This is a genomic window from Pseudonocardia oceani (assembly GCF_019263585.2).
Lineage (GTDB): Bacteria > Actinomycetota > Actinomycetes > Mycobacteriales > Pseudonocardiaceae > Pseudonocardia > Pseudonocardia oceani.
On the sequence record NZ_JADQDF010000001.1, the window covers coordinates 2,541,460 to 2,560,494 of the forward strand.

Consider the following 19,035-nt stretch of genomic DNA (forward strand, 5'->3'; position numbering starts at 1 on the left):
GCGTCCTAGCGTGCGGTGGTGCGGTGGGTGGTGGACAGCGTGGAGAGGTCGGCGGGCAGGGTGATCCAGCGGCTCGGCCCGAGGGGTACCGGCTCGGATTCGAGCAGCGGGACGGGTTGGTACCCCTGCATGGCGACCAGTAGCCAGCGCGCGGCGGGGCGCGGGTTGCCGACGTCGAGCAGGTGGGCGAGCAGCGGCCGGAGCCCATAGCGGACCAGTGGCCCGGCGTTGACGATCAGCAGTGGACGGTCGGCGGCGAGCCGTTCGGTCCATCGCGGTTCGACGGCCTCCCGCACGAGGTTGCCCAGCAGCGTCCAGTCATTGCCGCCCTTCGGGCCGGCGTCGACCCCGAGGACGAACGGCCAGTCGACCCCGTACTGCGCCGCGAGGTCTCGGGTGGCGTCGACGACCAGGTCGGCGACGTCGAGCACGTCGACGTCGAACACCTCGGCGAGATCGCACGTGGCCCGGACGTACCGCTTCGGGAGGGTGCACAGCGTCAAGGCGCCGTGGCGGCGCAGCGACTCAGTCAGCCTGGCGGCCGCCTCGGGCGCAGCGGTCGGAGCGAGCATCGTTCCAGTGGTGCCGGTGCCAGTGCTCTGCCGGGTGCTTCGGGGCTCGTAGACGGTGCCCTTACGCACGAGCCCCGGCATCACCGCTGTGACCAGCGCGTCGAGCTGGTGATCGGCGGCGGGTAGCGTGATCCGGGAGAAGCGCGTGGCGACGCTCTGCTTTACGGCCGCAACGCTGATGCTGCGGCCCGGCTTTCCGCTGAGGGCGAGTTCGACGGCGTGCCTCGGGTCGAGGTCGAGCGGGTAGAGTTCGTCGAAGCCCGACACCGCGGCCTGTTCGCCCGCATCGGCCGCGAGCCGCAGCAGGCGACGGTCGTCGCCATTCACGACGTCGGCACCGAGGTCGGCGACGGCGGCGCGCAGCTCCTGCACGGCGGTGACGAGTGGGACGACGCCCGTGCCGCCAGTGGCCGCCACCAGGTTGTCGGCCCGGCGTCCCAGCTCGGTGGCGGTCTCGATGAGCACGTCGGCGGTCGGGTACTCCCGGCCAAGCAGATCGGGATCGGCGGCGTCGTGGAGCGCGACCAACGACGGCCGCCGGGTGCTGCGGCGCAGCTCCAGCAGGGGATCGTCGTGCCGGGCGTCCAACTCGTACACCGCCCGTAACAACGCGGCTGCCTTCTGGGTCCGCTCGGCGCCGTCCAGCAGCGAGCCCCGCTCGGCGGCCAGGGCCGTCGCGAGACTCTGCACCGTCATGACCCGGCCGTCCCGCGCGAGCAGGCGCACCACCTCGGCTCGCGCGTCCTCCAGCGCCGGACCCTTCGTCCACGCGTCGACCGCCCTGTCGATCGCATGGGCGACCTGGTCGCGGCTGCGTCCGACGGTGTGCCCGACGTCCTGCACCGCGGGCCAGCGGAGCTGGGCCTCTGCTGGACCGTCCAGGGCGAGGATGGCCCGGACAACCGCCCGGTCGGTGCCCTTGAGCTGGGCGAGTAGATTCTCGACGAGCCGCTCCGTACCCTCGGACGCGGGGTCGGTTTCCTGCTCCTCGGTCGAGTTGAGGCGCGCCCGCCACTCCTTGATTCGGCGCTGGATCTCCTTGCGGAACGTCTCCCCGAGCCCTCGAATTGTATTGATCTTCACCGGGTGCACGGCGAGCAGATCGCCGACCGTGGAGACGTCGAGGCGGGCCAGGCCCGACCGGGCCCGCGCCGACAGCCCGGAGCGCTCCAACAGGGTCTCAGCCGTGGCAGCGATGGCGAGCGCATCGTTGCCGTCGGCGGTCTCCTCGCCGGCGTCGAGACTCGTGAAGACCTCCCGCCAGGCGAGTGCCAGCTCGTCGGCGCTGGTGAACCGGTCCTTGGCCTCCGGGCTCAGCCCCCGCCGGAACAGCTGGGTGAGCTGGGCCGATACCGCGGGCTCGAACGAACCGGGCTCGATGACGGGGGCGTCCGTACCGTCGAGGGGGTGGGCGGCGCCGTCGCCCCACCACGGCATCATCCCCGTGGCCATCTCGTAGAGCGTGGTCGCCACCGCGTACAGCTCCGCCGCCCGGTCGTAGCGCTTGCGCCGGCCCCGCCCGAGGAAGGGGTCGAGGTAGCCCTGGGTGCCGGAGGCGAGGTTCTCGACGCTCTCGCTCGCCAGCGAGAGGTCGAACAGGACGAGACGGGGTGTGCGGTTGCCCGGGTCGGGCAGGATGCCCAGGTTGGCCGGCTTGATGTCGCGGTGAAAGACGCCCCGGCTCTCCAGGTAAGTCATGGCGTCGAGGAGGTCGCTGCCGTACTGCTGGAGTTGCCCCAGCGTGGCGCGACCTTCCTTCGACAGGCGCGTCGCCAGCGTCTCGCGGCCGGCGTCGGTGAGCAGCAACGCCTTCCGGCCGTCGACGTCAAGGGGTCCGTCCAGGATCCGGACGATCCGGCGGTGGTCGAGTGTCCGGAGGACGTCCGCCTCGTCCGAGAGCCGCCGGTCCGCTGCCTCGGTCCGCGCGATCTTGAGGATGACTTCGCGCTCGGAGTCGGTGGCCTCCATGTCGTTGACGGCGACCGCGACTCCGCTGGAACCCTCACCGCGACGGCCGGTGACGATGAACCGATCGGCGATGGTTTCACCGGCTTGCGCGTCGAGCGGGTCGGTGGCAGGAGTCGGCTCGGCTTCCGGCTCCGGACGACGGATCGCGCGCCACTCGTCGCGGAGCAGGTCCAGCAGCTCCTCGACCGTCGCGGGTCGGTCGGACTCGCTGACGCTGGTGGCCATGACGACGGCTTCGGCGATGCCGTCCGGTACACCCGTGGTCGCCGAGCGCGGGTCGAGCGCCTTCGTCGTCGCGAGCTTGGTCTCCAGCTCCACGAACGTCTCGGCAGGCGGACGGCCAGTGAGGATCAGGTAGGCGAGTGCCCCGAAGCCGTAGACGTCCAGCGGCATGCCCGGCATGCCCTCGGCCGACGCACGTGCCTCGGGGGCGAAGTAGAGCCAGTCCCCCTGGTTGGCGATGCCCAGCAGGTCGTTCACGCCCGCGCTGATGGCGGTCCAGCGTGTGGAGGCATCGGTAGAGTGGAACTTCTGCCCGAAGTACCAGTCTCGGATCGACAGCCGCGGCCTGCCCTTGTTCGGACGGACCCACACGCGCTGCGGGCTCAGAGCGCGGTGGATGAGATGGCGCTGATGGGCGAAACGGAGAACCTCGCCCAGCCGCTGCACCAGGCCGAACCGCTCCTCGAAGCTCAGCTCGGCGCCCTGTTCGGCGAGGTAGGCGTCGAGGGGCAGCTCGGTGTCGTCGTAGTCGAAGACGAGCGCCGGCCCGTCATCGGTCCTTCTGAACTCGCTCGGTACGGCGATGCCCTCGTGCTTGATCCCGTATGTCAGCTGCATCTCGCTCTTCGCGAGCTGCTCCACCCGCTGCCGCTCGCTCGCGGACGCCTTCGGCGGAACGTCGTAGAGCCGCAGCCGCAGTTTCGCGTCGGCAACGACGGGGTGGTCGACGAGGACGTCCTGCCAGTCCGGGCCCTCAGCGATCGGCGTCGAGTCGGCGACCGGGTAGTCACCCACCATCCGGGTCTTCGGGGCGGGCAGGAAGTTGGCGCGGGCGCAGAGGGAACGGACCTGCCCCGCACGGAACTTGTCGATGATGTGGGACTTGTTGCCCGGCAGCTCGGCGAGGAAGTGACTGAACCTCTTCAGCGGCGGCTTCGCCTTGACGTGGTAGCCGTCGAGGCTCACCACCCCGGTGCGGCCACGGTCGTCGAGGTCGATGGTGCTCTCGTGGCCGTGGAGTACGACGAGTGCCTGCAGAAAGGGGACGGCTCTGCGGGCGGTCGCGTTCGGGGCGTGATCGCGCAGCAGAGCCTGTCAGATGGTCTGTGTAACAAGATCCTCTTGAGTTGAGGAGTACACAGATGTCCGTGATCGATGATCAGGATGTGCATCCGCTCGGAGCCGCCCCCTCGGTCGGTGCCGAGCCCGAGACGGCCCGTGACGCCGTGAACCGGATGGTCGATGCCGGTCTGCTCGACGGGCTGATGTCCAAGGTGGATGCCGGTGAGCTCGCGCTGACCGGTGACGGGGGCTTCCTCCCCGAGATGATCAAAGCGGTCCTCGAGCGTGGCCTGGCCGCCGAGCAGACCGCTCACCTGGGCTACGAGCGTGGCGACCCGGCCGGGCGCGGGACCCCGAACTCCCGCAACGGGTCCACCCCGAAGACCCTCGCGACCGAGGTCGGCGACGTGGCGCTCGACGTGCCGCGGGACCGGGCCGGAACCTTCGAGCCACGGCTGGTCCCGAAGGGGTCACGGCGCACCGGCGGCCTCGACGAGATGATCGTCTCGCTCTACGCGGGCGGGATGACGGTGCGCGACATCAGCCACCACCTGGCCCGCACGCTGGGCACCGAGCTGTCCCACGACACGATCTCCAAGGTCACCGACTCGGTGCTCGAGGAGGTCAAGCTCTGGCAGTCCCGCCCGCTGGAGGAGATCTACCCGATCGTCTACCTCGACGCCCTCATGATCAAGGTTCGGGACGGGCACCAGGTCCGCAACCGGGCCGCGCACATCGCCGTCGGCGTCGACCTCGACGGCGTCAAGCACGTCCTGGGCATCTGGGTCCAGGCCGCCGAGGGTGCGAAGTTCTGGGCCGGAGTGTGCGCCGAGCTGCGCAACCGCGGCGTCCGGGACGTGATCATCGTGTGCTGTGACGGGCTGTCCGGGTTCCCGGAGGCGATCGAGGCGACCTGGCCGCAGTCGATCGTGCAGACCTGCACGGTGCACCTGCTGCGGGCGGCGATGCGGTTCGTGTCCTACTCCGACCGCAAGAAGGTGGCCGCGGCGCTCAAGCCGATCTACACCGCCCCGACCGACGAGGTCGCCCGCGTGGAGCTCGACGCGTTCGCCGCCTCCGACCTCGGGCGCCGCTACCCGGCGGCGGTGATGACCTGGACGAACGCGTGGGAGCGGTTCATCCCGTTCCTGGCGTTCCCACCGGAGTTGCGGCGGATCATCTACACGACGAATGCGATCGAGTCGCTGAACTACCAGCTCCGGAAGATCATCAAGAACCGTGGTCACTTCCCGAACGACGACGCCGCGATCAAGCTGCTCTGGCTCGCCATCCGCGATATCGAGGACAAGCGAGCCCGGGCACGGGAGAAGGAGAAGGGGCTGCCCGCCCACGCCCGCCGAGCGTCTGGCCGACTCGTCGAAGGAGCCGTCGTCCAGGGCTGGAAACAGGCCCTCGGCGCCCTCGCCCTGACCTACCCCGAACGCCTCAGCCCCTACCTGTCCTGACAATTTCTAGATCGACTTACACAGAGATCTTGACAGGCCCGCGCAGCACCTCGACGAGCCGCTTCGCCTTACGGTCCGTGGCGATCCATGGGTTCTCGACACTGCGGACGTTGTGCTTCCACCACTGGGAGTTGCCATCGATCTTGCCGTGCCAGCCCTTGAGCTCCACAACGAACACGCCCGCGCGTGTCATCAGCAGCACGTCGACCTCGGCTGATCGGCCGTTGTTGTCGATGAACGTCAGGTTCACCCAGGCCGTGGTGATGCCATCCTCTGGCAGGAGGTCACGAAAACGATCGAGGGCCGCCTGCTCGGCCGGTGTGGCCGACGGACCCATGACGATCCAGTGTGCGGAGTCGGCCTTCACGTCGCGCCTCCCCATGCCACATCGACCACGCGGACGAACCTATCTTCCGCAGGACTGCAGTGCCGGACGGCGTAATTTCTTGCGCCGAACGCCGAACGATCGGCTGACTGACGCAGCCGTTCACGACAGCTCATTCCGGTCGGGCCGGCGGAGCCCATCGTGTCCCATCGAGCCCGTAGAGGCCGACGACCTCGTCGGTGAGGGTCCTGACCTGCAGCTCCGTGGCGGCGGCGACCATCCCTGCGAACGTATGCAACAGGCTCTCATCGTCCGCAAGGTGGCGGACGTCGGCGAGTTCGACGGAGTCGTATGGCCACACCGCCTCACGGCTCACCTCGCCGTCGAGGTCAACCAGGTACTCGAGACACCGCTCGACCAGATCGACGCGAAGCCACCGGCCGCCGACCCATTCCGGATCGTCCAAGGACGGCATCCGCAGTCGTAGTGACGCCCAAGGCGCGCCGGCCGGATCGAGACCCAGTTCCGCGGTCCCGACAGCCTGCGAATCACGATCGCCCGTGCCGGTCATCCACGGGTCGATCTGGAACAGTCCGGTCGTGACCGTCATGCGCGTTCCTTTCACGAGCACAAGCTGACAGCAGCCGAGAGCGGGGCACGCTACCGACAGCTTGACCACGGTCGCACCTCAGGCCAGCCAACGCCGTGCCGATGACGATCACAGGTCTAGCCGCGCGTCCTTCGGATGCCCGAGTCCTTCCTCGCCGCCCAGGACCCCGGTTTCACACCGCTTCGTGCCGCTGCGCACCCGTCGTCGGCGACGCCCTGCGCGCCCACCTTCACACGCCTCCCGCCGACCGCCCGACGGAACTGGTCTTCACCGACGACGAGGACCGGCGGCGGGGCGCCCTTATCGATCGTGGCTCGTGATCCGGGGCAGGGCTTCGGCGAGACGGAACAGGTCTACGTCCCCCTGCTCGGTCAGGCCCGGAATGACCCCGATCAGGGTGTTGGCCACGCAGACCCGATATTCCTGGCGGCCGTGATCCATCGCCGCCACGACGAGGGCGTCGGATGCTGCTTCGATCGCCCCCGCCTGCGTCGGCGCGTTCCCGCCGGCCAGGGGTTGCACGTTCTCCACTCCGGCGCTGAGCACGCCGACGGTCCAGGTGATGTTCATTCGCGCAGGATCACGGGTTCGGGGCGGCCGCGTCGGCGGCCGCCCCGAGTTGTCCACAACCCCCGCGCGCTACTCGTCCTCGGTGGGGTTCTCCCCCAGCAACCGGGCCGCCTGACGCCACGCCCGCAGCATCGACGTGTACGCGGTCGCGTCACACACCTCCCACGTCACCGGACCGACCTCGATCCGCAGCATCGCCGGAACCGCGCCATTCGCACGGGACGGCAGGAACGCCCACCGCACCTCCGGCAGCCCGGCGAACCGAATCATCGCCGCCACAGTCGTCGGCCCGATCAGCAACGGACGACGGCCCGCGACCGCCGGGGCCAACGATTGCGCCCCGACCGCCGCGCCGCTCCACCCGTCGGCGACCGCCCGCGCGGTCACCCCGGCGCGCAGGTAGACGAGCACGGCGCCAAGGGTGAGCCCGAGCTGCTGCTCCGCGGTCCCCACGTGGGCGAGATCGAGCCGGGCGGGAACGAGTCCGGCGGCGCGGACGGTCAGGTTCGTGACCACCGACGAGCTGGTGATCAGCCGTGCCTCGGAGGTCGGGCTCGGCTGCTCGACGCTGCGGCTGCGGTCGGTCCGTGCGGGCATGGTGGCCTCCTGGTGCTGGTGGGCCTGGTGGCCCGTCCCCTTGGGGCGGCGGGGAGTTGTTTCCCCCGCCGCCGTAAGGCGACCAACCACGGCCGTGGAGGCTGCCGGTCAAGGGCGGCCGGAGGCCGTCGCGCAGCGACACGGAGCGCAGCGGAGTGCCCTTTACCGGGAGTCAGGCCGTGGTAAGCCGAGGGCCGCTAGGCCCCGCCGAAGGCGGTCGATCGGGTAGTTCCCTAGCTTGCGCGGCCCTGAGCGCGAACCCGACCCGGGACCGACCGACGGCCCGATGACCTGCTTGGACGTCGAGAACCGTCGGTGACTCGTGCGACTCTGGATGCATGGAGGTGACGGAGAAGGACGTCGCGCGCATCCCGCTGCGCAATCTTCGCGTGCCGCTGGACGAGTTCGTGGCGGTGTGGGCGGAGGCGGAGCGTCGCAACGCCGAGCAGGCCGAGCAGGGCGTCACTGACTGGTACGCCGGGGGCGTGATTGTGACGTGCCGGTGGATGGCGCGCGCAGTGGTGCGGCCGGCTTCGGGGCCGCGGCGGATGGCCCGGCCGCCGGTGTCCCGGCACGACGAGCGCGCTTACGAGGAGTTGATCGAGGCGGAGTACCTGGCCGCGGAGGTGCTCGACGATCGCCGGCCGGATCTCATCGAGTCGCGTCCGGGCTGGTGCGAGGCGATTCGGGCCACCTTGCGGTGGGCGTGGCGCAGCTCCGGAACGCCTCCGATCGACGTTCCGGCGCGCGCGGCGGGATGACCGCCAAGCGGACTGGTCCGCCTCAACGGGGCATCGCGTCGTCATAGCTGCCCATGTCGAGCGCGGACTCGTCGACGTCGGCGGTCTCGGCGGTCTGGTCGTCGGCGTGCCAGCGGTCGAGTTCGGCGGCACGGTGCTCGGTCTCCTCCTGCACGTCGGCGGCTCGGCGGGCGTTGATCTCGGCGAGCGCGCGAGTCGCATCCGCGTAGTCGTCGGCGGTCTGCTCCGGGGTCGGGATCCGGACGGTGTCCTCGTTCACCGGCGCAGGTTCGTCGGCAGCGATCTCGCGGATGTCGCGGTCCGGTGCTTCCACCATCACGTCGGGAGGCGCGGCTGCGATGTGGTCGGTGTCGTCGTCGATCAGGTCGGCGTCGGTGACGGCGCGGTGCTGGTCGTCCTCGATCGTCGCGTGGTGGTCGGCGGTGAGCCATTCCTCGGCGGTGACGAGCTGCTCGGGCTCGGTGTCGTCGATGTGGCGGCGGGTGAGCTCGGCTTCGCAGCGTCGGCCGTAGCCGAGGGTGCGGGCATTGTCGGCGAGGAAGTACGCGCGGGCGTCGTCGATGACCTGGAGCTTCTCCGCCTGCGCGTCGAGGGTCTCGGCGAGCGCGCGGGCCTGCGCGGCCTCGGTCTGCAGTCGCTTGCGCTCGGCGGGGTTGGCGTCGGCTTTTGCGGCGCGTAGCTCGGCGGTCTGGCGGTGCGTGGCCGCGGCCTGGCGGGTGCCAGCAAGTTCGTTGCCGACGTATCGGGGCGCCCATGCCTCCTCACGCTTGGCCGCGCGGATCCACATGCGGAGCTGGCCGTCGGTCATCTCCAGCTCTTCGCGTTCGATCTCCGGTCGGCCCAGGGTGCGCCAGGCGGCGCGGTAGGCGGCGTACTGCTCGACCTGCCCCGGTTTCGGGGCGGGGCCGAGTGCGTCGGCGGGGTCGTCGTGGCCGCGCATCTCCCGGTACGCGGCGACGAGGCCTGCGCGGCGTTCCCAGTCCGCGCGGGCGTCGCTGTCGGTGGGCGCGGCTCCGATGGCGCTGGTGAGCCAGTCGGGCGCGGTGTCGGCGAGTTCGGCGCCGAGCTGGTCGGCGCGCTGGTCCGCGGCATCGGCGAGGGCGGCGAGGTAGCGGCGCCACTCGGGGTTGTCGACGCGGGGTGTCCAGCTGGTGAAGGAGTCGCCGATCGGGTCGAGCTGGTCGGCGTGCTCGGTGCGGATGCGGCTGTAGATCGCGTTGGACGCGTTGCGCACCCCGTCGAAGGGGCGTTCGGCGATCGCGTCGTGCAGCACCTGGCGCGGGTCGTGGCCGGCGAGTTCGGCGCGGCGCAGGATTCGGGTCAGCGTGGCGGCACCGTCCTCGGCGGCGATGCGCGACCGCTCGGCCGGGTCGAGGACGCCGTCCTGGGCGAGCTGGTCGAGCCATCCCGCGGTCCGTTCCGTTGCGGCGAGCTGGGCGGCGTCGGCGAGCAGGTCGCCTGCGGTCCGCGTGCTGCCGGCGTCGGTGGCGGCTTGGGTGGCGGTGGCGAGCGCGGACCGGTTGGCCGCGTCCGCCGCGGTGGTGGTGTTCAGCACCTGGGCGAGCACGGCGACGGGGTCGCGGTGCAGCGTGTGGGTGTCGCTGCCCTGGGCGTCGTCGTCGACCGCGGCGAGGGTGACGACGTATGCGGTGTTGGTGTCGCGGCCGCGGGTCATCGGCACCAGCAGCCCGGCCGGGCTGGTCCGTGGGGTGGCCACGGTGTGGCTGGTGTCGACGGAGGCACCCTGGGCGGCGTTCTTCGTCGAGGCGTATCCCAGCGCCAGGTGCTCGGCGACGTAGCCGGCGGGGAGCACCATCCGTTCGCCCAGGACGTCGCCGTCCGAGGTCCGGCCACGGATCACCGCGACCTCGAGGGCGCCGTCGTCGCGCACGGCGTGGACCCGGTACCGCTCGCGGGTGATCGCGGGGCGGGCGTTGCCCTCCACTCCCTGCACGGTCCAGTCCAGGGTGCGGGCCTCGACGAGATCGCCGACCCCGGCGTAGGTGCCCTGCAGCCCGAGCCTGACCCCGTTCTCGGCAACCTGGCCGAGCCGGACGAGTTCGGCGCGGACCTCCGCGGACAGCCGGGCCGCCTGTTCGTTGGTGTCGACGATGAGCAGCGACTGCCGACCGGCGAGGGTGTCGCCGAGCCAGCCGCGGACCGCGACCTGCTCGGCCTGCTCGACGGATCCGGCGTCGATCAACCGGCCCTGCTTGTGGTACTCGCGCAGCACGGTCTCGTCGCCCGCGCGCAGCCGCAGCGACGCCTCCCGCTCCCAGGCGTGGGTGAACCGGCGGGCCTCGGCGAGTTCGTAGCTGGCGCCGGACTGCGCGATGAGGTCCATCCCGCCTCCGGCGCCGACGGCGGCGAGCTGGCGGTGGTCCCCGACCAGCAGCAGCTTCGCCCCGGCCGCGTCCACATGGTGGTGGATGGCGGCGAGCGCGGCGGTGTCGGTCATCGCGGATTCGTCGACGACCACCAGGTCCCCGCTGTGCAGCCGCCACGCCTGATCTCCGTCGACGGGCGGCCCGCCCGAGCCGGGGCCGGCGGCGAGCCGACGCTGCGCACCGAGCCAGGCGGCGACGTTGCTCGCGGTGACCCCTTCGGACTTGAGGACCTCGGTCGCGATCTGCGAGGTCGCCAGGCCGAACACCCGCCGCGGCGTCTGTCCGCCGGTGTGGGCGGGGTCGGTCCAGCCGCGGGCGATCGTCCCTACGACGAACGACTTCCCGGTCCCGGGCGGCCCGATCAGGGTCTCCACCCGCGCACCGGAGGTCAGCACGCCGCGGACGGCGGCGGCCTGGTCGACCCCGAGTTCGATCCCGGACTCGGCCAGCTCCTGGATGAACCGTTGCGCCCGGTCATACGGCAGCGCCGTCCCACCGCCCGTGGCGGTGGCCGCGACCAGGGCGCGTTCGGTGCGGACCTGATCGGGGGTGGCGTAGAGCATCGCTCCGGGGGCTTGGTAGACGCTGGAGCCGTTGTCCAGGCGCAGCTCGGCGGGGAGGTGTTCGTCCCCGGGGCGGTTGCCGTCGAGCACGATGGCGTACGTGAGGGCCTCGTCGGTGAGCGTGTCGACGAGCCGGGCGACGTCGGCGCCGTCGGTGATGCCGAGGTAGTCGGGCAGCGCGGCGTTGATTGCCCCGCTGAGGTCTCCTCGGTGCCAGCCCGCCTTGCGGGACTGGATGTCCGCGAGCGCGGTCTCGATCACCGCTTGCGGGGACCACTCCATCGGCGCCGGCCGGTTCTCGCGGGCGGCGAGCACGGCGTCGGCGACGCCGGCCAGGCCGCCGTCGATGTCGGCGCGCACGCGCTCGTCGATGCGGTCGAGCAGCTGCTCGCGGGTCTCCCCGGTGTGCGACTTCGACCGCCGGGTCAGCAACGTGGCCTGCTGGGCGATCCGGTCGCGCTCCAGCCCGTTCGGGGCCCGCCCGTACCGGTCCTCGAACGCGCTGATCAGCTCGTCGGCCTTCGCGGTCAGCGTCCGCCGCCGCGTCGAGATCAGGTCCATCGCCTCCTGCGCGACGCCGACGATCTCGCGGGCCTTCCCGTCCGGGCGGGTCGCCAGCACCACCCCGAGCGCGTGCGTCAGCCGCTCCTCGGTGGTCCGCTCCGCGACCGCGGCGCCCGCGCGCTGGAACTTGAACAGCGCGCGCGAGTCGATCGTGCGCCACTTGCCGTCCGGGCCCGGCACCCGGTTGAGGACCGCGTTGTGGATGTGCAGGTGCGGATCGTGATCGCGGCTGTCGTGCTGGAAGAACGACGCCACCGTCCACTCGTGGGCGTCGGCCCACCGCCCCGCCGCGCCGCCGTGCTTCCCGATCCGGGTGTAGCCGGCCTTCTCCGCCATGTAGGCGAGACCGGCGCTGTTGCCCGCCCAGATCGCGTCCTCCACAGCCACCCGGCACCGCGCCCACGCATGCGCGGTCTCCTCGTCCCCGGCCCGGCGGGCCGCGACCTCCTTCGCCTCGAACGCCGTGTGTACGAGCGTCACGCTCTTCTGCAGGTTGAACGTGATGTCGTAGAACGCCACGTTGTGCCGGGCGGACTTGCCCGCTTGAACACGGAGTTCAGCCCGCCGTTCAGCGCTCGCACCGGGTTCCTGTTCAATCGCCGCGGCGTACAGGTCGTCCTCGCTGGCGTACTTGCGGCCGGTGTGGCCCAGGGTCGCCACCTCGTCCCACATCTTCGGGTCCTTGAACCCGGGGTCGCGCGGGTCGAGGAAGCCCTCGTAGAGCGCGCGCATGTCCTGCGCGTCGACCAACCCGGACAGGCCCAGCCGCTCCGCTCCGGCACCCCACCAGCGCCCCGGAGGCTCACCTTCCGAGACGGCGCCTGTGTAGTAGTTCTCCCGGCCGGTCGCCACCTCCCGCAGCAGGTAGTCCGGTGAGTAGCCCGACGCGATGCTCATCACCACGGGGACCACCGCCACACAGGAACGATCTTGCAAGCCGGAGCAGCAAGATCAACCGTGCGGAACGTCGGTTGCGGCCGGCCGGAGGCCGGCCCGGACCCGTCGATCAGGATGCCAAGGTGTGCTGCAATTGATCTTCTGGTTCTTGGGTCTCGTTCTCGGTCCTCGTTCGTCTGTCTGGCGTAGTGCTTGGTCTCGGTGTTCGTGTTCGGCTCGCTGGTGGTGTCCGGGCTGCTGGTGCGGTTCGTGTCGGTCATGGCTGGGTCGCTCTCTCGATGGTCGGGTCGTCGTCGTGCTCGCTCGGGTCGGATTGCTCCGTGCTGCGGGTGATCAGGTGCAGCGGGGTCGGCTGCGCTCGGAGGTGTTTGAGGGCGGCGGAGGCGGTTCCTCGGGAGACCTCGGCGGCGGCTTCCAGTTGGGTGACCGTCGGGAGGGCGCCGTGGCGGTGGGCGTGCCGCATCGCGGCCGCCCGCGCCCGCTCCCGGGCCGGAGCGACGACCGGCTGTTCAACCGGTGCCGGGGCGAGCGCCGGACGGCCGGCGGGGGCGGCGACCTCGGGTGGAGGTTGAACAGCGGCGGGCGGCGCGGGCTGAACAGCGCGGGCCGCTACCTCTTGAACGGTGGGCGGGTCGGGTTGAACGGGGGCCGGATTGAACGGCTCCGGCTGAACACCCCGGCTCGAACCGGACTCGTCGGTGGCGAGCAGGTAGAGCAGGTGCGCGACGATCGCGGCGGCGATCGCCCCGACCCCGAACCGCAGCGCCGCCGACGCCTCGACCGCCGACCCGGAGGCGAGGAACGCGGCCTGCGCGAGCCCGGACAGGCCGGCGGCGAGCACGACCACCGACCAGGCGTAGCGGGCCGCCGATCTGGACAGGCGGGCGGTGGCGGCGTAGGCGACCAGCGCGAGCCCGTCGGTGATCAGCGGGTAGAGCCAGGCGATCCCGGCCGGGACGCGGGCGGCGTGGGCGACCTCGTAGAGGCCGTGCGCGGTGGCGACCGCGGCGCCGAGCGCGACCGCGAGCCCGGGCAGCCAGATCACCGCCCGGATCACCCGGCCGCGCGGCTCGGTGCTGCTGGTCATCGGTGGGGCCCTCCGTTCAGAGCCGCCCCGATCGGCGACGCGGCCGGTTCCGGCGCGGGGTCATCGCGCCGGGTGGCCCACCACGTGCTGATCACCCCGACGGCGTCGATGCCGGGGACCGGGGCGGCGCCGATCGGGCGTTGGTCCCAGTCCGCGCGGGTCTGGTGCCGCTCGATTGAGCACGACCCCGCCGACGAGCGGATTCGGCGGACGACGCCGGGGCGTTGGCGGTCATGCCAGTCCCCCGCGAGCTGCACGGACGCGCCCTTGCCCTGGTAGGCGGCGCACCAGGCGTGCATGAGCCATAGCAGTTCCTCGACCACGTCGGGGTGGTAGAGCCAGCACTGCGGCAGTGCTGTGGCGCCGTCGGGGTAGCGGAGGTAGATCGTGTGCAGCCAGGCGCACAGCTCGGCGAGTACCTGCTCGACCCCCGACTCGTCGGCCGCGAGCAGCAACCACGACGGCGTCGGGGTTGCGGCCGGCCGCTTGGTCATCGCGGCGACGGTGTCGGCGAGCTGCCCGACCAGTCGCGCAAGATCGTTGACCCGGCCACCGACCTCGCGCAGGGGGTCGACCGCTCGGCGTAGATCGTCGAGATCGCGAGCCAGCCCGGCGAGAGCGTCGGCGCGGGCAAACTCGGGGTCCCGGTTCGGGCCGGTCATGGCAGACCCGGCCCGTCGTCCGTGGCGGAGCGCGACCCACCCGGCTCTTGGTGCACGTCGTCCACATCGAGGGTGTCGGCCGTGTCGTCGGTGTGCCAGCGGGCGAGCTGCTCGCGGCGCGCAGGGTCGTTCTCGACGGTCTGCCCGCGTAGCTCGGTCGCGGTATGGGCATCGGTGATGCGGGCGAGCAGGGCGTCCTTGCCGGCCAGGAACGCGGCCCACTCCCCCGGGTCCACCGCCCGGCCGGGAGTGGACAGCTCCCGTAGCCGCCGGGTCAGCGCGGCGATCTCGGCGACCGACGGCTGGCCACTGTCCGGGTGGTCGCTGTTCAGGTAGTCGGTCATGAGGCACCTCCGGGGGTGTGGGCGTGGGTTTGGCCGTTGCTGGTGTGCGCGGCCTGGACGGGCAGCTCGACCGTCGGTGGGTCGAGGTCGATCAGGACGTCGTGCGTGCTGGTGGGTGTCAGGTGATCCCGGATCCAGCGCCGGGCCCGCGCAATGGACGCGCAGATGGCACGCCAGAACCTGCCGACGAGGGCGCCGATCCGTCGCAGCGCGGCGACAACGGGGCTGGTCAGACGCGACCACCAGCGACGCGCCGTCGCGGCCGAGCGGGCGAGTCGGGTGGCGAGCGCTGGGTGCGCGATCTGGAAGGCGCGCCGACGGACGTCGCGGCGCTGCCACGCCATCTGCACCCGCCCGATCACCGGGGCCAGTCCGCGGCGGATCAACATCACCCGCCCCGACGGGAGGTTTGCCAGTTGCGCCGCCGGGAGCACCGGCACCCGCCGCGTCGTGCGGGAGGCGACCCGGCCGTGCATGTCCGTGGTCAGCGTCGGCTCGTCTCGGTCCCCGGCGAGGGTGGACCAGAACTGCAGGTCGTCGCGGTCGCGGGTGCCGCCGAACACCATCACTGCACCGCAGTTGTTCAGGATCGTGGCGGTGTTGTGCTCCCCCCATCGGGCCAGCAGCTGGGCGCGGGACTGGAACGCGGCGATGATCGTGACCCCGCGCCCGCCCATGTCCGCAGTCCAGTTCTCCAGCGGGACCGGCGAGATCAGCGCCGCCTCGTCGAGTGCGAGCGCGAGAGGCGGGTCGAGCCTGCCCTTCGGGCTACTCGCGGCGAGGCGACGGGCCTCGCGGGCGATGTGCCCGGTCAGCGCACACACCAGCGCCCCTGTCTGGGTCTCCTCCCCACCGAGCAGGAACACCGTCGCCCGCTGGGCGAGCAGCCACTCGACGTCGAACCCGAGCCCGGGCTTCGCGGACTCCTCGGCCGCGGGGTGGGTCAGCCACCCCAAAGCCGGCGCCACCGTTGAGGTGATCGAGGTGCGGGTCTTCTCGTTCGTGCCCAAGAACTGAGAGAGGTCCTGCTCGAAGGCCTGCACCCCGGACCGGCGCAGGAGCGCCGGCACCTCCCGCGCCGCGTCGTCGGCGTTCGCGACCCACCTACCCACGTCGTGGATCGATTTATCCCCGAGTGCGGCGGCGTGGAGCAGCGCGGTCAGCACGCGGCGGGCCTGGACGTTCCAGAACTCTCGATCCCCACCCCCACCGGCGCGGGAGACGGCGGCGATCATGTCCGTCGCGCGTTCCGACGCGGTCACGGGATCTGCACAGCCGGTCAGCGGGTCGAACGTGATCGTGGAGGCGAACGCGTCCCCGCCGAGCCCGACCGGGTTGAACACGTACACCGGGCCACTACGGGCGCGCAGCGGTGCGCACAGCTCGTAGAGATCGGTGCGGGTGCTCGTGACCAGTACAGCGCCGGGGGCGTCGAGGATCCGCCCGGCGAGCCACCCAGTCTTCCCCGTACGAGGACCGCCGAAGATCATGACGACGTCCTCGACCGGAGACCACACCGTCAGCCATCCGGCGCGGCACAGCTCGATCGCGACCTCGACCGCCGGCAGGCGCCAGCGCGCCCATCGGCCGAGCTCGCCCAGCGACGGGCGAACCGTCGTGGCGCGTTGGCGCATGGCGCGGGCGGAGGCGTGGCGCAGGATGTCGAAGGTCGAGGCGACGCCGGCCTTGCGCCGGGACTCGCCGGACCAGCGGGTCACCAGCGCGGCCGAGCGGGACAGGTGATGCCATCCCGCCGCGGCCGCCAGTACGGCGGCGATCGGGTAGGCCCACCACGGGAGTTGACGCAGCAGTGTCAACGCCGGAAAGCCTGCGAGCAGGACGCAGAGCAGGGCATAGGCGCGGGAGCCGCGCCGCCACAGCACCGCGGCGGCAACCACCAACACGACGAGTAGCAGGAAGACGTTCATCGGTCCGCTCCCACCGCGTGGGCGACCGCCGTGGCAACCGCACGAGCGTTGCCCGGGCCCATCGCCCGGAACCGGAACCGGTCCGTTCCGAGGGTGATCGCCAGGTCGAGTACCGCGAGCTCCGTCGAGGACGCGGTGTCGAACCGGCCGTTGTCGAACGCGATACGCGCGGCGCGGAAGTCGATCCACCACCCGCCGTCCGGGCTGTGGTTCACACACGCCGCCACGAAGTCCGCGCGCCGCGGCCACACCTCATGGGCGAGCAGCAGCCAGACCGCCGCCTGCACGTGCGGGTCGTGCCCGTCGATCCACCTGTGCAGCCCCGCAACCACCGCGCCGGGGCCGGCGATCGCGCGTAACTGGCGAGTCATCGGGGCTCCTCGCCCTCGACCGGGCGCTCACCGAGCGCGATGTCCTCCACGCCTATGTGGCTGATCGCGCTCCAGAACCGGTTGGCCACGTCCAGCGCGCATCCGGCCGCAATCGCCAACTGGTCGAGATCACAGCGGGCGTCGACCAGCCGCTCCCGCGGGTCCTCCCGCCGCGGGTTCACCCCGCGCGCGTCGTCGTAGACCCGCTTCCCGGGCGGCTGCCGGTCGGCGTAGCTGCACACCGGGTCAGCGAGCAGCCGGGCCAACGACTCGATCGCGGCGAACGTGTCGACCAGGTGCCCGGCCAGGTTGTAGAAGTCCGCGTGATCGGGCGCGGCGCCACGCTGCGCGTGCACCACCGCGCGCCAGGCGCGGGCGCCGGCGTCGGCCTGCTGCACCGCCTCGGGGCGGTCGTCGGGCTCGTGGTTGGTCTGGGTGTTCATCTACTCTCAGGTCCTTCCGCTCGTGTCCCTGCCTGGGTTGCTGTGTGGGAGAACCGGAGGGGAGCCCGGTGGCCGCCGGTGCTCCCCTTCCCTACCTGGGGCGACGTCGTTCTGTGGATGGCGCGGGCCCAGCGGCCCGCCGTGCGGACGGAGACCAGTAACTCCCCCGCCGCGTCCCGCACCGACATGCCAGCCGCGATCGCAGCCCGCCCGGCCTCGGCGACTTCTGCGCGCGTCGCGCTCACCGGGCGCTGCGGAGTCCGTGGGCGCGGGAGCCGGCCCCGCCGACGCACACGGCGTCGGGCCAGTTCCTGGCGGCGTTCGTGCTCAGTCATCGCGCCCGCGATCCCGTCCGGCTGGTGCGTCAGCGCCCAGGTCAGGCAGTGCTCCCGCACCGGACACCCCTCGCACACGGTCTTGGCGAGCGACACCTGCGCCTCGAACTCCGGCCCGGCCACGGCCGTCGGGAAGAAGATCTCCGGATCAACCGACCTGCACGCGGCGCGGTGCCGGAAGTCCTCCGGCCGCAGGTGACCCGTCATCGGCTCCCGCCATGCCGAGCGGACGCTTGCCGCAGTCATCCGACGCCCTCGGTCAGCGGCTCGGACGCGGCGCCGACCGTGACCAGGAAGTCCGCGACCATGCCCGGCAGCCCAGCGCCGGCCGGCGTGCCGATGAACAGGACCAGCGCCAGCAGCGCGAACACGATCGCCCCGCCTGCGACGCGGGCCTTCGCGCAAATCGCTGCGCCGACGATGGCGAAGAAGATCAGCAGTCCGACAATTCCCATCAGGCCCGCCCCTCGGCGTTACCGAGGAACGGGAGGTCAGATGTGGCGCCTTTGGTTGCCTCGTCGACAAGATCGTCGATCACCCTCGCTGGGACGAGCCACTTGCCGCGCATGCGCACGGCGGGCAGCTCGCCCGAACCGATGGCTCGATACACGGTCATGCGCGACATGCGGAACATCGCGGCCACTTCTCGGACGTCGTAGAACTTGGGGCCCACGGGGGCCACTTCAGCGAGTGACATAACTTGCCCCTCCTTGCTCTCCGTATGTACATGGTATTCCTTATGCACAAGGTACACAAGGTTGCTCCCGGCTGGTCCGCTCAGCGGTGCCAGGTGCGTCAGGAACCGGGCGCTGCGTACGCTCCGGGCCGGAGGGATGGATGGGCGAAGTCACCGGTCAGCCGAAGTACCTGCACGTCGCGAACGAGCTGCGGCGTGCGATTCGTGCTGGCGTATATCCGGTGGGCGGCGAGCTGCCCTCCACGGCGAGACTCACCGAGAACTACGGCGTGTCGACCACCGTCGTACGAGCAGCGGTACGAGAACTGCGCGATGAGGGCCTTGTACGTGGCCAGCCAGGTAAGGCGGTCTACGTGACCGCCGAGCCAGACGGCGACCCTGCCGCGAACGACAGCGTCGAGGAACGTCTCCGGCAACTGAGCGACACGGTCCACGCTGCGCTGCGAGAGTTCGACGCGCGCCTCACCGCGCTCGAAGGACGCGCCGCGGGCCCAGCAGACTGACGGAGCACCGTTGATCTCCGGTCCGATGCTCGGTGCGTGTTCCGTGCTCTTCATGTGAATCAGGAAACAGGCTGCGCTCGGCCGCCTACAGTGTGCGCAGG

The 19,035-nt window shown here is 71.3% G+C and carries 18 protein-coding genes; 3 read left to right on the forward strand and 15 right to left on the reverse strand.

Going from position 1 to position 19,035, the window contains the following annotated elements; genetic code table 11:
• Positions 1 to 5: 5 nt before the first annotated feature.
• On the reverse strand, positions 6 to 3,851 hold the full coding sequence (gene pglW, locus I4I82_RS12620) for a BREX system serine/threonine kinase PglW (RefSeq protein WP_218596474.1): 3,846 nt from the start codon (positions 3,849 to 3,851) through the stop codon (positions 6 to 8).
• A gap of 53 nt (positions 3,852 to 3,904) precedes the next feature.
• On the opposite strand from pglW, the gene I4I82_RS12625 reads away from it, so the two are divergent.
• Positions 3,905 to 5,290 (forward strand): IS256 family transposase, encoded by a 1,386-nt coding sequence (locus I4I82_RS12625; protein WP_218594897.1) that lies wholly within the window; start codon positions 3,905 to 3,907, stop codon positions 5,288 to 5,290.
• 16 nt (positions 5,291 to 5,306) lie between these two features.
• Here I4I82_RS12625 and I4I82_RS12630 read toward each other — a convergent pair whose 3' ends face one another.
• The 4 genes from I4I82_RS12630 to I4I82_RS12645 form a co-directional block, all read right to left on the reverse strand.
• The gene (locus tag I4I82_RS12630) at positions 5,307 to 5,657 is read right to left on the reverse strand and encodes a nuclease-related domain-containing protein (protein ID WP_218595732.1); all 351 of its coding nucleotides are present in this window, start codon (positions 5,655 to 5,657) and stop codon (positions 5,307 to 5,309) included.
• A gap of 130 nt (positions 5,658 to 5,787) precedes the next feature.
• Positions 5,788 to 6,225, reverse strand: coding sequence for a hypothetical protein (locus tag I4I82_RS12635; RefSeq protein WP_218595733.1), 438 nt, complete (start codon positions 6,223 to 6,225; stop codon positions 5,788 to 5,790).
• A gap of 300 nt (positions 6,226 to 6,525) precedes the next feature.
• The gene (locus I4I82_RS12640; protein WP_218595734.1) at positions 6,526 to 6,795 is read right to left on the reverse strand and encodes a hypothetical protein; all 270 of its coding nucleotides are present in this window, start codon (positions 6,793 to 6,795) and stop codon (positions 6,526 to 6,528) included.
• Positions 6,796 to 6,864: 69 nt separating this feature from the next.
• On the reverse strand, positions 6,865 to 7,392 hold the full coding sequence (locus I4I82_RS12645) for a hypothetical protein (RefSeq protein WP_218595735.1): 528 nt from the start codon (positions 7,390 to 7,392) through the stop codon (positions 6,865 to 6,867).
• A 338-nt stretch (positions 7,393 to 7,730) separates the two neighbouring features.
• Here I4I82_RS12645 and I4I82_RS12650 point away from each other — a divergent pair, with 338 nt between their 5' ends.
• Complete coding sequence (locus I4I82_RS12650) at positions 7,731 to 8,153, forward strand: hypothetical protein (protein WP_218595736.1); 423 nt, start codon at positions 7,731 to 7,733, stop codon at positions 8,151 to 8,153.
• Positions 8,154 to 8,175: 22 nt separating this feature from the next.
• Here the strand turns inward: I4I82_RS12650 and mobF are convergent, their stop codons facing one another.
• The 10 genes from mobF to I4I82_RS12700 form a co-directional block, all read right to left on the reverse strand.
• The gene (gene mobF / locus I4I82_RS12655) at positions 8,176 to 12,585 is read right to left on the reverse strand and encodes a MobF family relaxase (protein WP_226370015.1); all 4,410 of its coding nucleotides are present in this window, start codon (positions 12,583 to 12,585) and stop codon (positions 8,176 to 8,178) included.
• Positions 12,586 to 12,820: 235 nt separating this feature from the next.
• The gene (locus I4I82_RS12660; RefSeq protein WP_218595737.1) at positions 12,821 to 13,651 is read right to left on the reverse strand and encodes a hypothetical protein; all 831 of its coding nucleotides are present in this window, start codon (positions 13,649 to 13,651) and stop codon (positions 12,821 to 12,823) included.
• Positions 13,648 to 14,313, reverse strand: a complete 666-nt coding sequence (locus tag I4I82_RS12665; protein WP_218595738.1) for a hypothetical protein — start codon at positions 14,311 to 14,313, stop codon at positions 13,648 to 13,650. The genes I4I82_RS12660 and I4I82_RS12665 overlap by 4 nt, the downstream gene beginning before the upstream one ends.
• On the reverse strand, positions 14,310 to 14,657 hold the full coding sequence (locus I4I82_RS12670) for a hypothetical protein (protein WP_218595739.1): 348 nt from the start codon (positions 14,655 to 14,657) through the stop codon (positions 14,310 to 14,312). Before I4I82_RS12670 ends, I4I82_RS12665 begins: the two co-directional genes overlap by 4 nt.
• Positions 14,654 to 16,585, reverse strand: coding sequence for a type IV secretory system conjugative DNA transfer family protein (locus I4I82_RS12675; RefSeq protein ID WP_218595740.1), 1,932 nt, complete (start codon positions 16,583 to 16,585; stop codon positions 14,654 to 14,656). The genes I4I82_RS12670 and I4I82_RS12675 overlap by 4 nt, the downstream gene beginning before the upstream one ends.
• A complete protein-coding gene (locus I4I82_RS12680; protein ID WP_218595741.1) occupies positions 16,582 to 16,956 on the reverse strand; it encodes a hypothetical protein in 375 nt (124 codons plus the stop codon). The genes I4I82_RS12675 and I4I82_RS12680 overlap by 4 nt, the downstream gene beginning before the upstream one ends.
• Positions 16,953 to 17,399 (reverse strand): hypothetical protein, encoded by a 447-nt coding sequence (locus I4I82_RS12685; protein ID WP_218595742.1) that lies wholly within the window; start codon positions 17,397 to 17,399, stop codon positions 16,953 to 16,955. The genes I4I82_RS12680 and I4I82_RS12685 overlap by 4 nt, the downstream gene beginning before the upstream one ends.
• On the reverse strand, positions 17,396 to 17,980 hold the full coding sequence (locus tag I4I82_RS34950; protein ID WP_372451702.1) for a WhiB family transcriptional regulator: 585 nt from the start codon (positions 17,978 to 17,980) through the stop codon (positions 17,396 to 17,398). Before I4I82_RS34950 ends, I4I82_RS12685 begins: the two co-directional genes overlap by 4 nt.
• Positions 17,977 to 18,189, reverse strand: coding sequence for a hypothetical protein (locus tag I4I82_RS12695; protein ID WP_218595744.1), 213 nt, complete (start codon positions 18,187 to 18,189; stop codon positions 17,977 to 17,979). Before I4I82_RS12695 ends, I4I82_RS34950 begins: the two co-directional genes overlap by 4 nt.
• Complete coding sequence (locus I4I82_RS12700) at positions 18,189 to 18,407, reverse strand: helix-turn-helix domain-containing protein (RefSeq protein ID WP_226370016.1); 219 nt, start codon at positions 18,405 to 18,407, stop codon at positions 18,189 to 18,191. Before I4I82_RS12700 ends, I4I82_RS12695 begins: the two co-directional genes overlap by 1 nt.
• A 164-nt stretch (positions 18,408 to 18,571) precedes the next feature.
• On the opposite strand from I4I82_RS12700, the gene I4I82_RS12705 reads away from it, so the two are divergent.
• Positions 18,572 to 18,934: a winged helix-turn-helix domain-containing protein gene (locus I4I82_RS12705; protein WP_218595746.1), complete on the forward strand. Its 363-nt coding sequence runs from the start codon at positions 18,572 to 18,574 to the stop codon at positions 18,932 to 18,934.
• Positions 18,935 to 19,035: the final 101 nt, after the last annotated feature.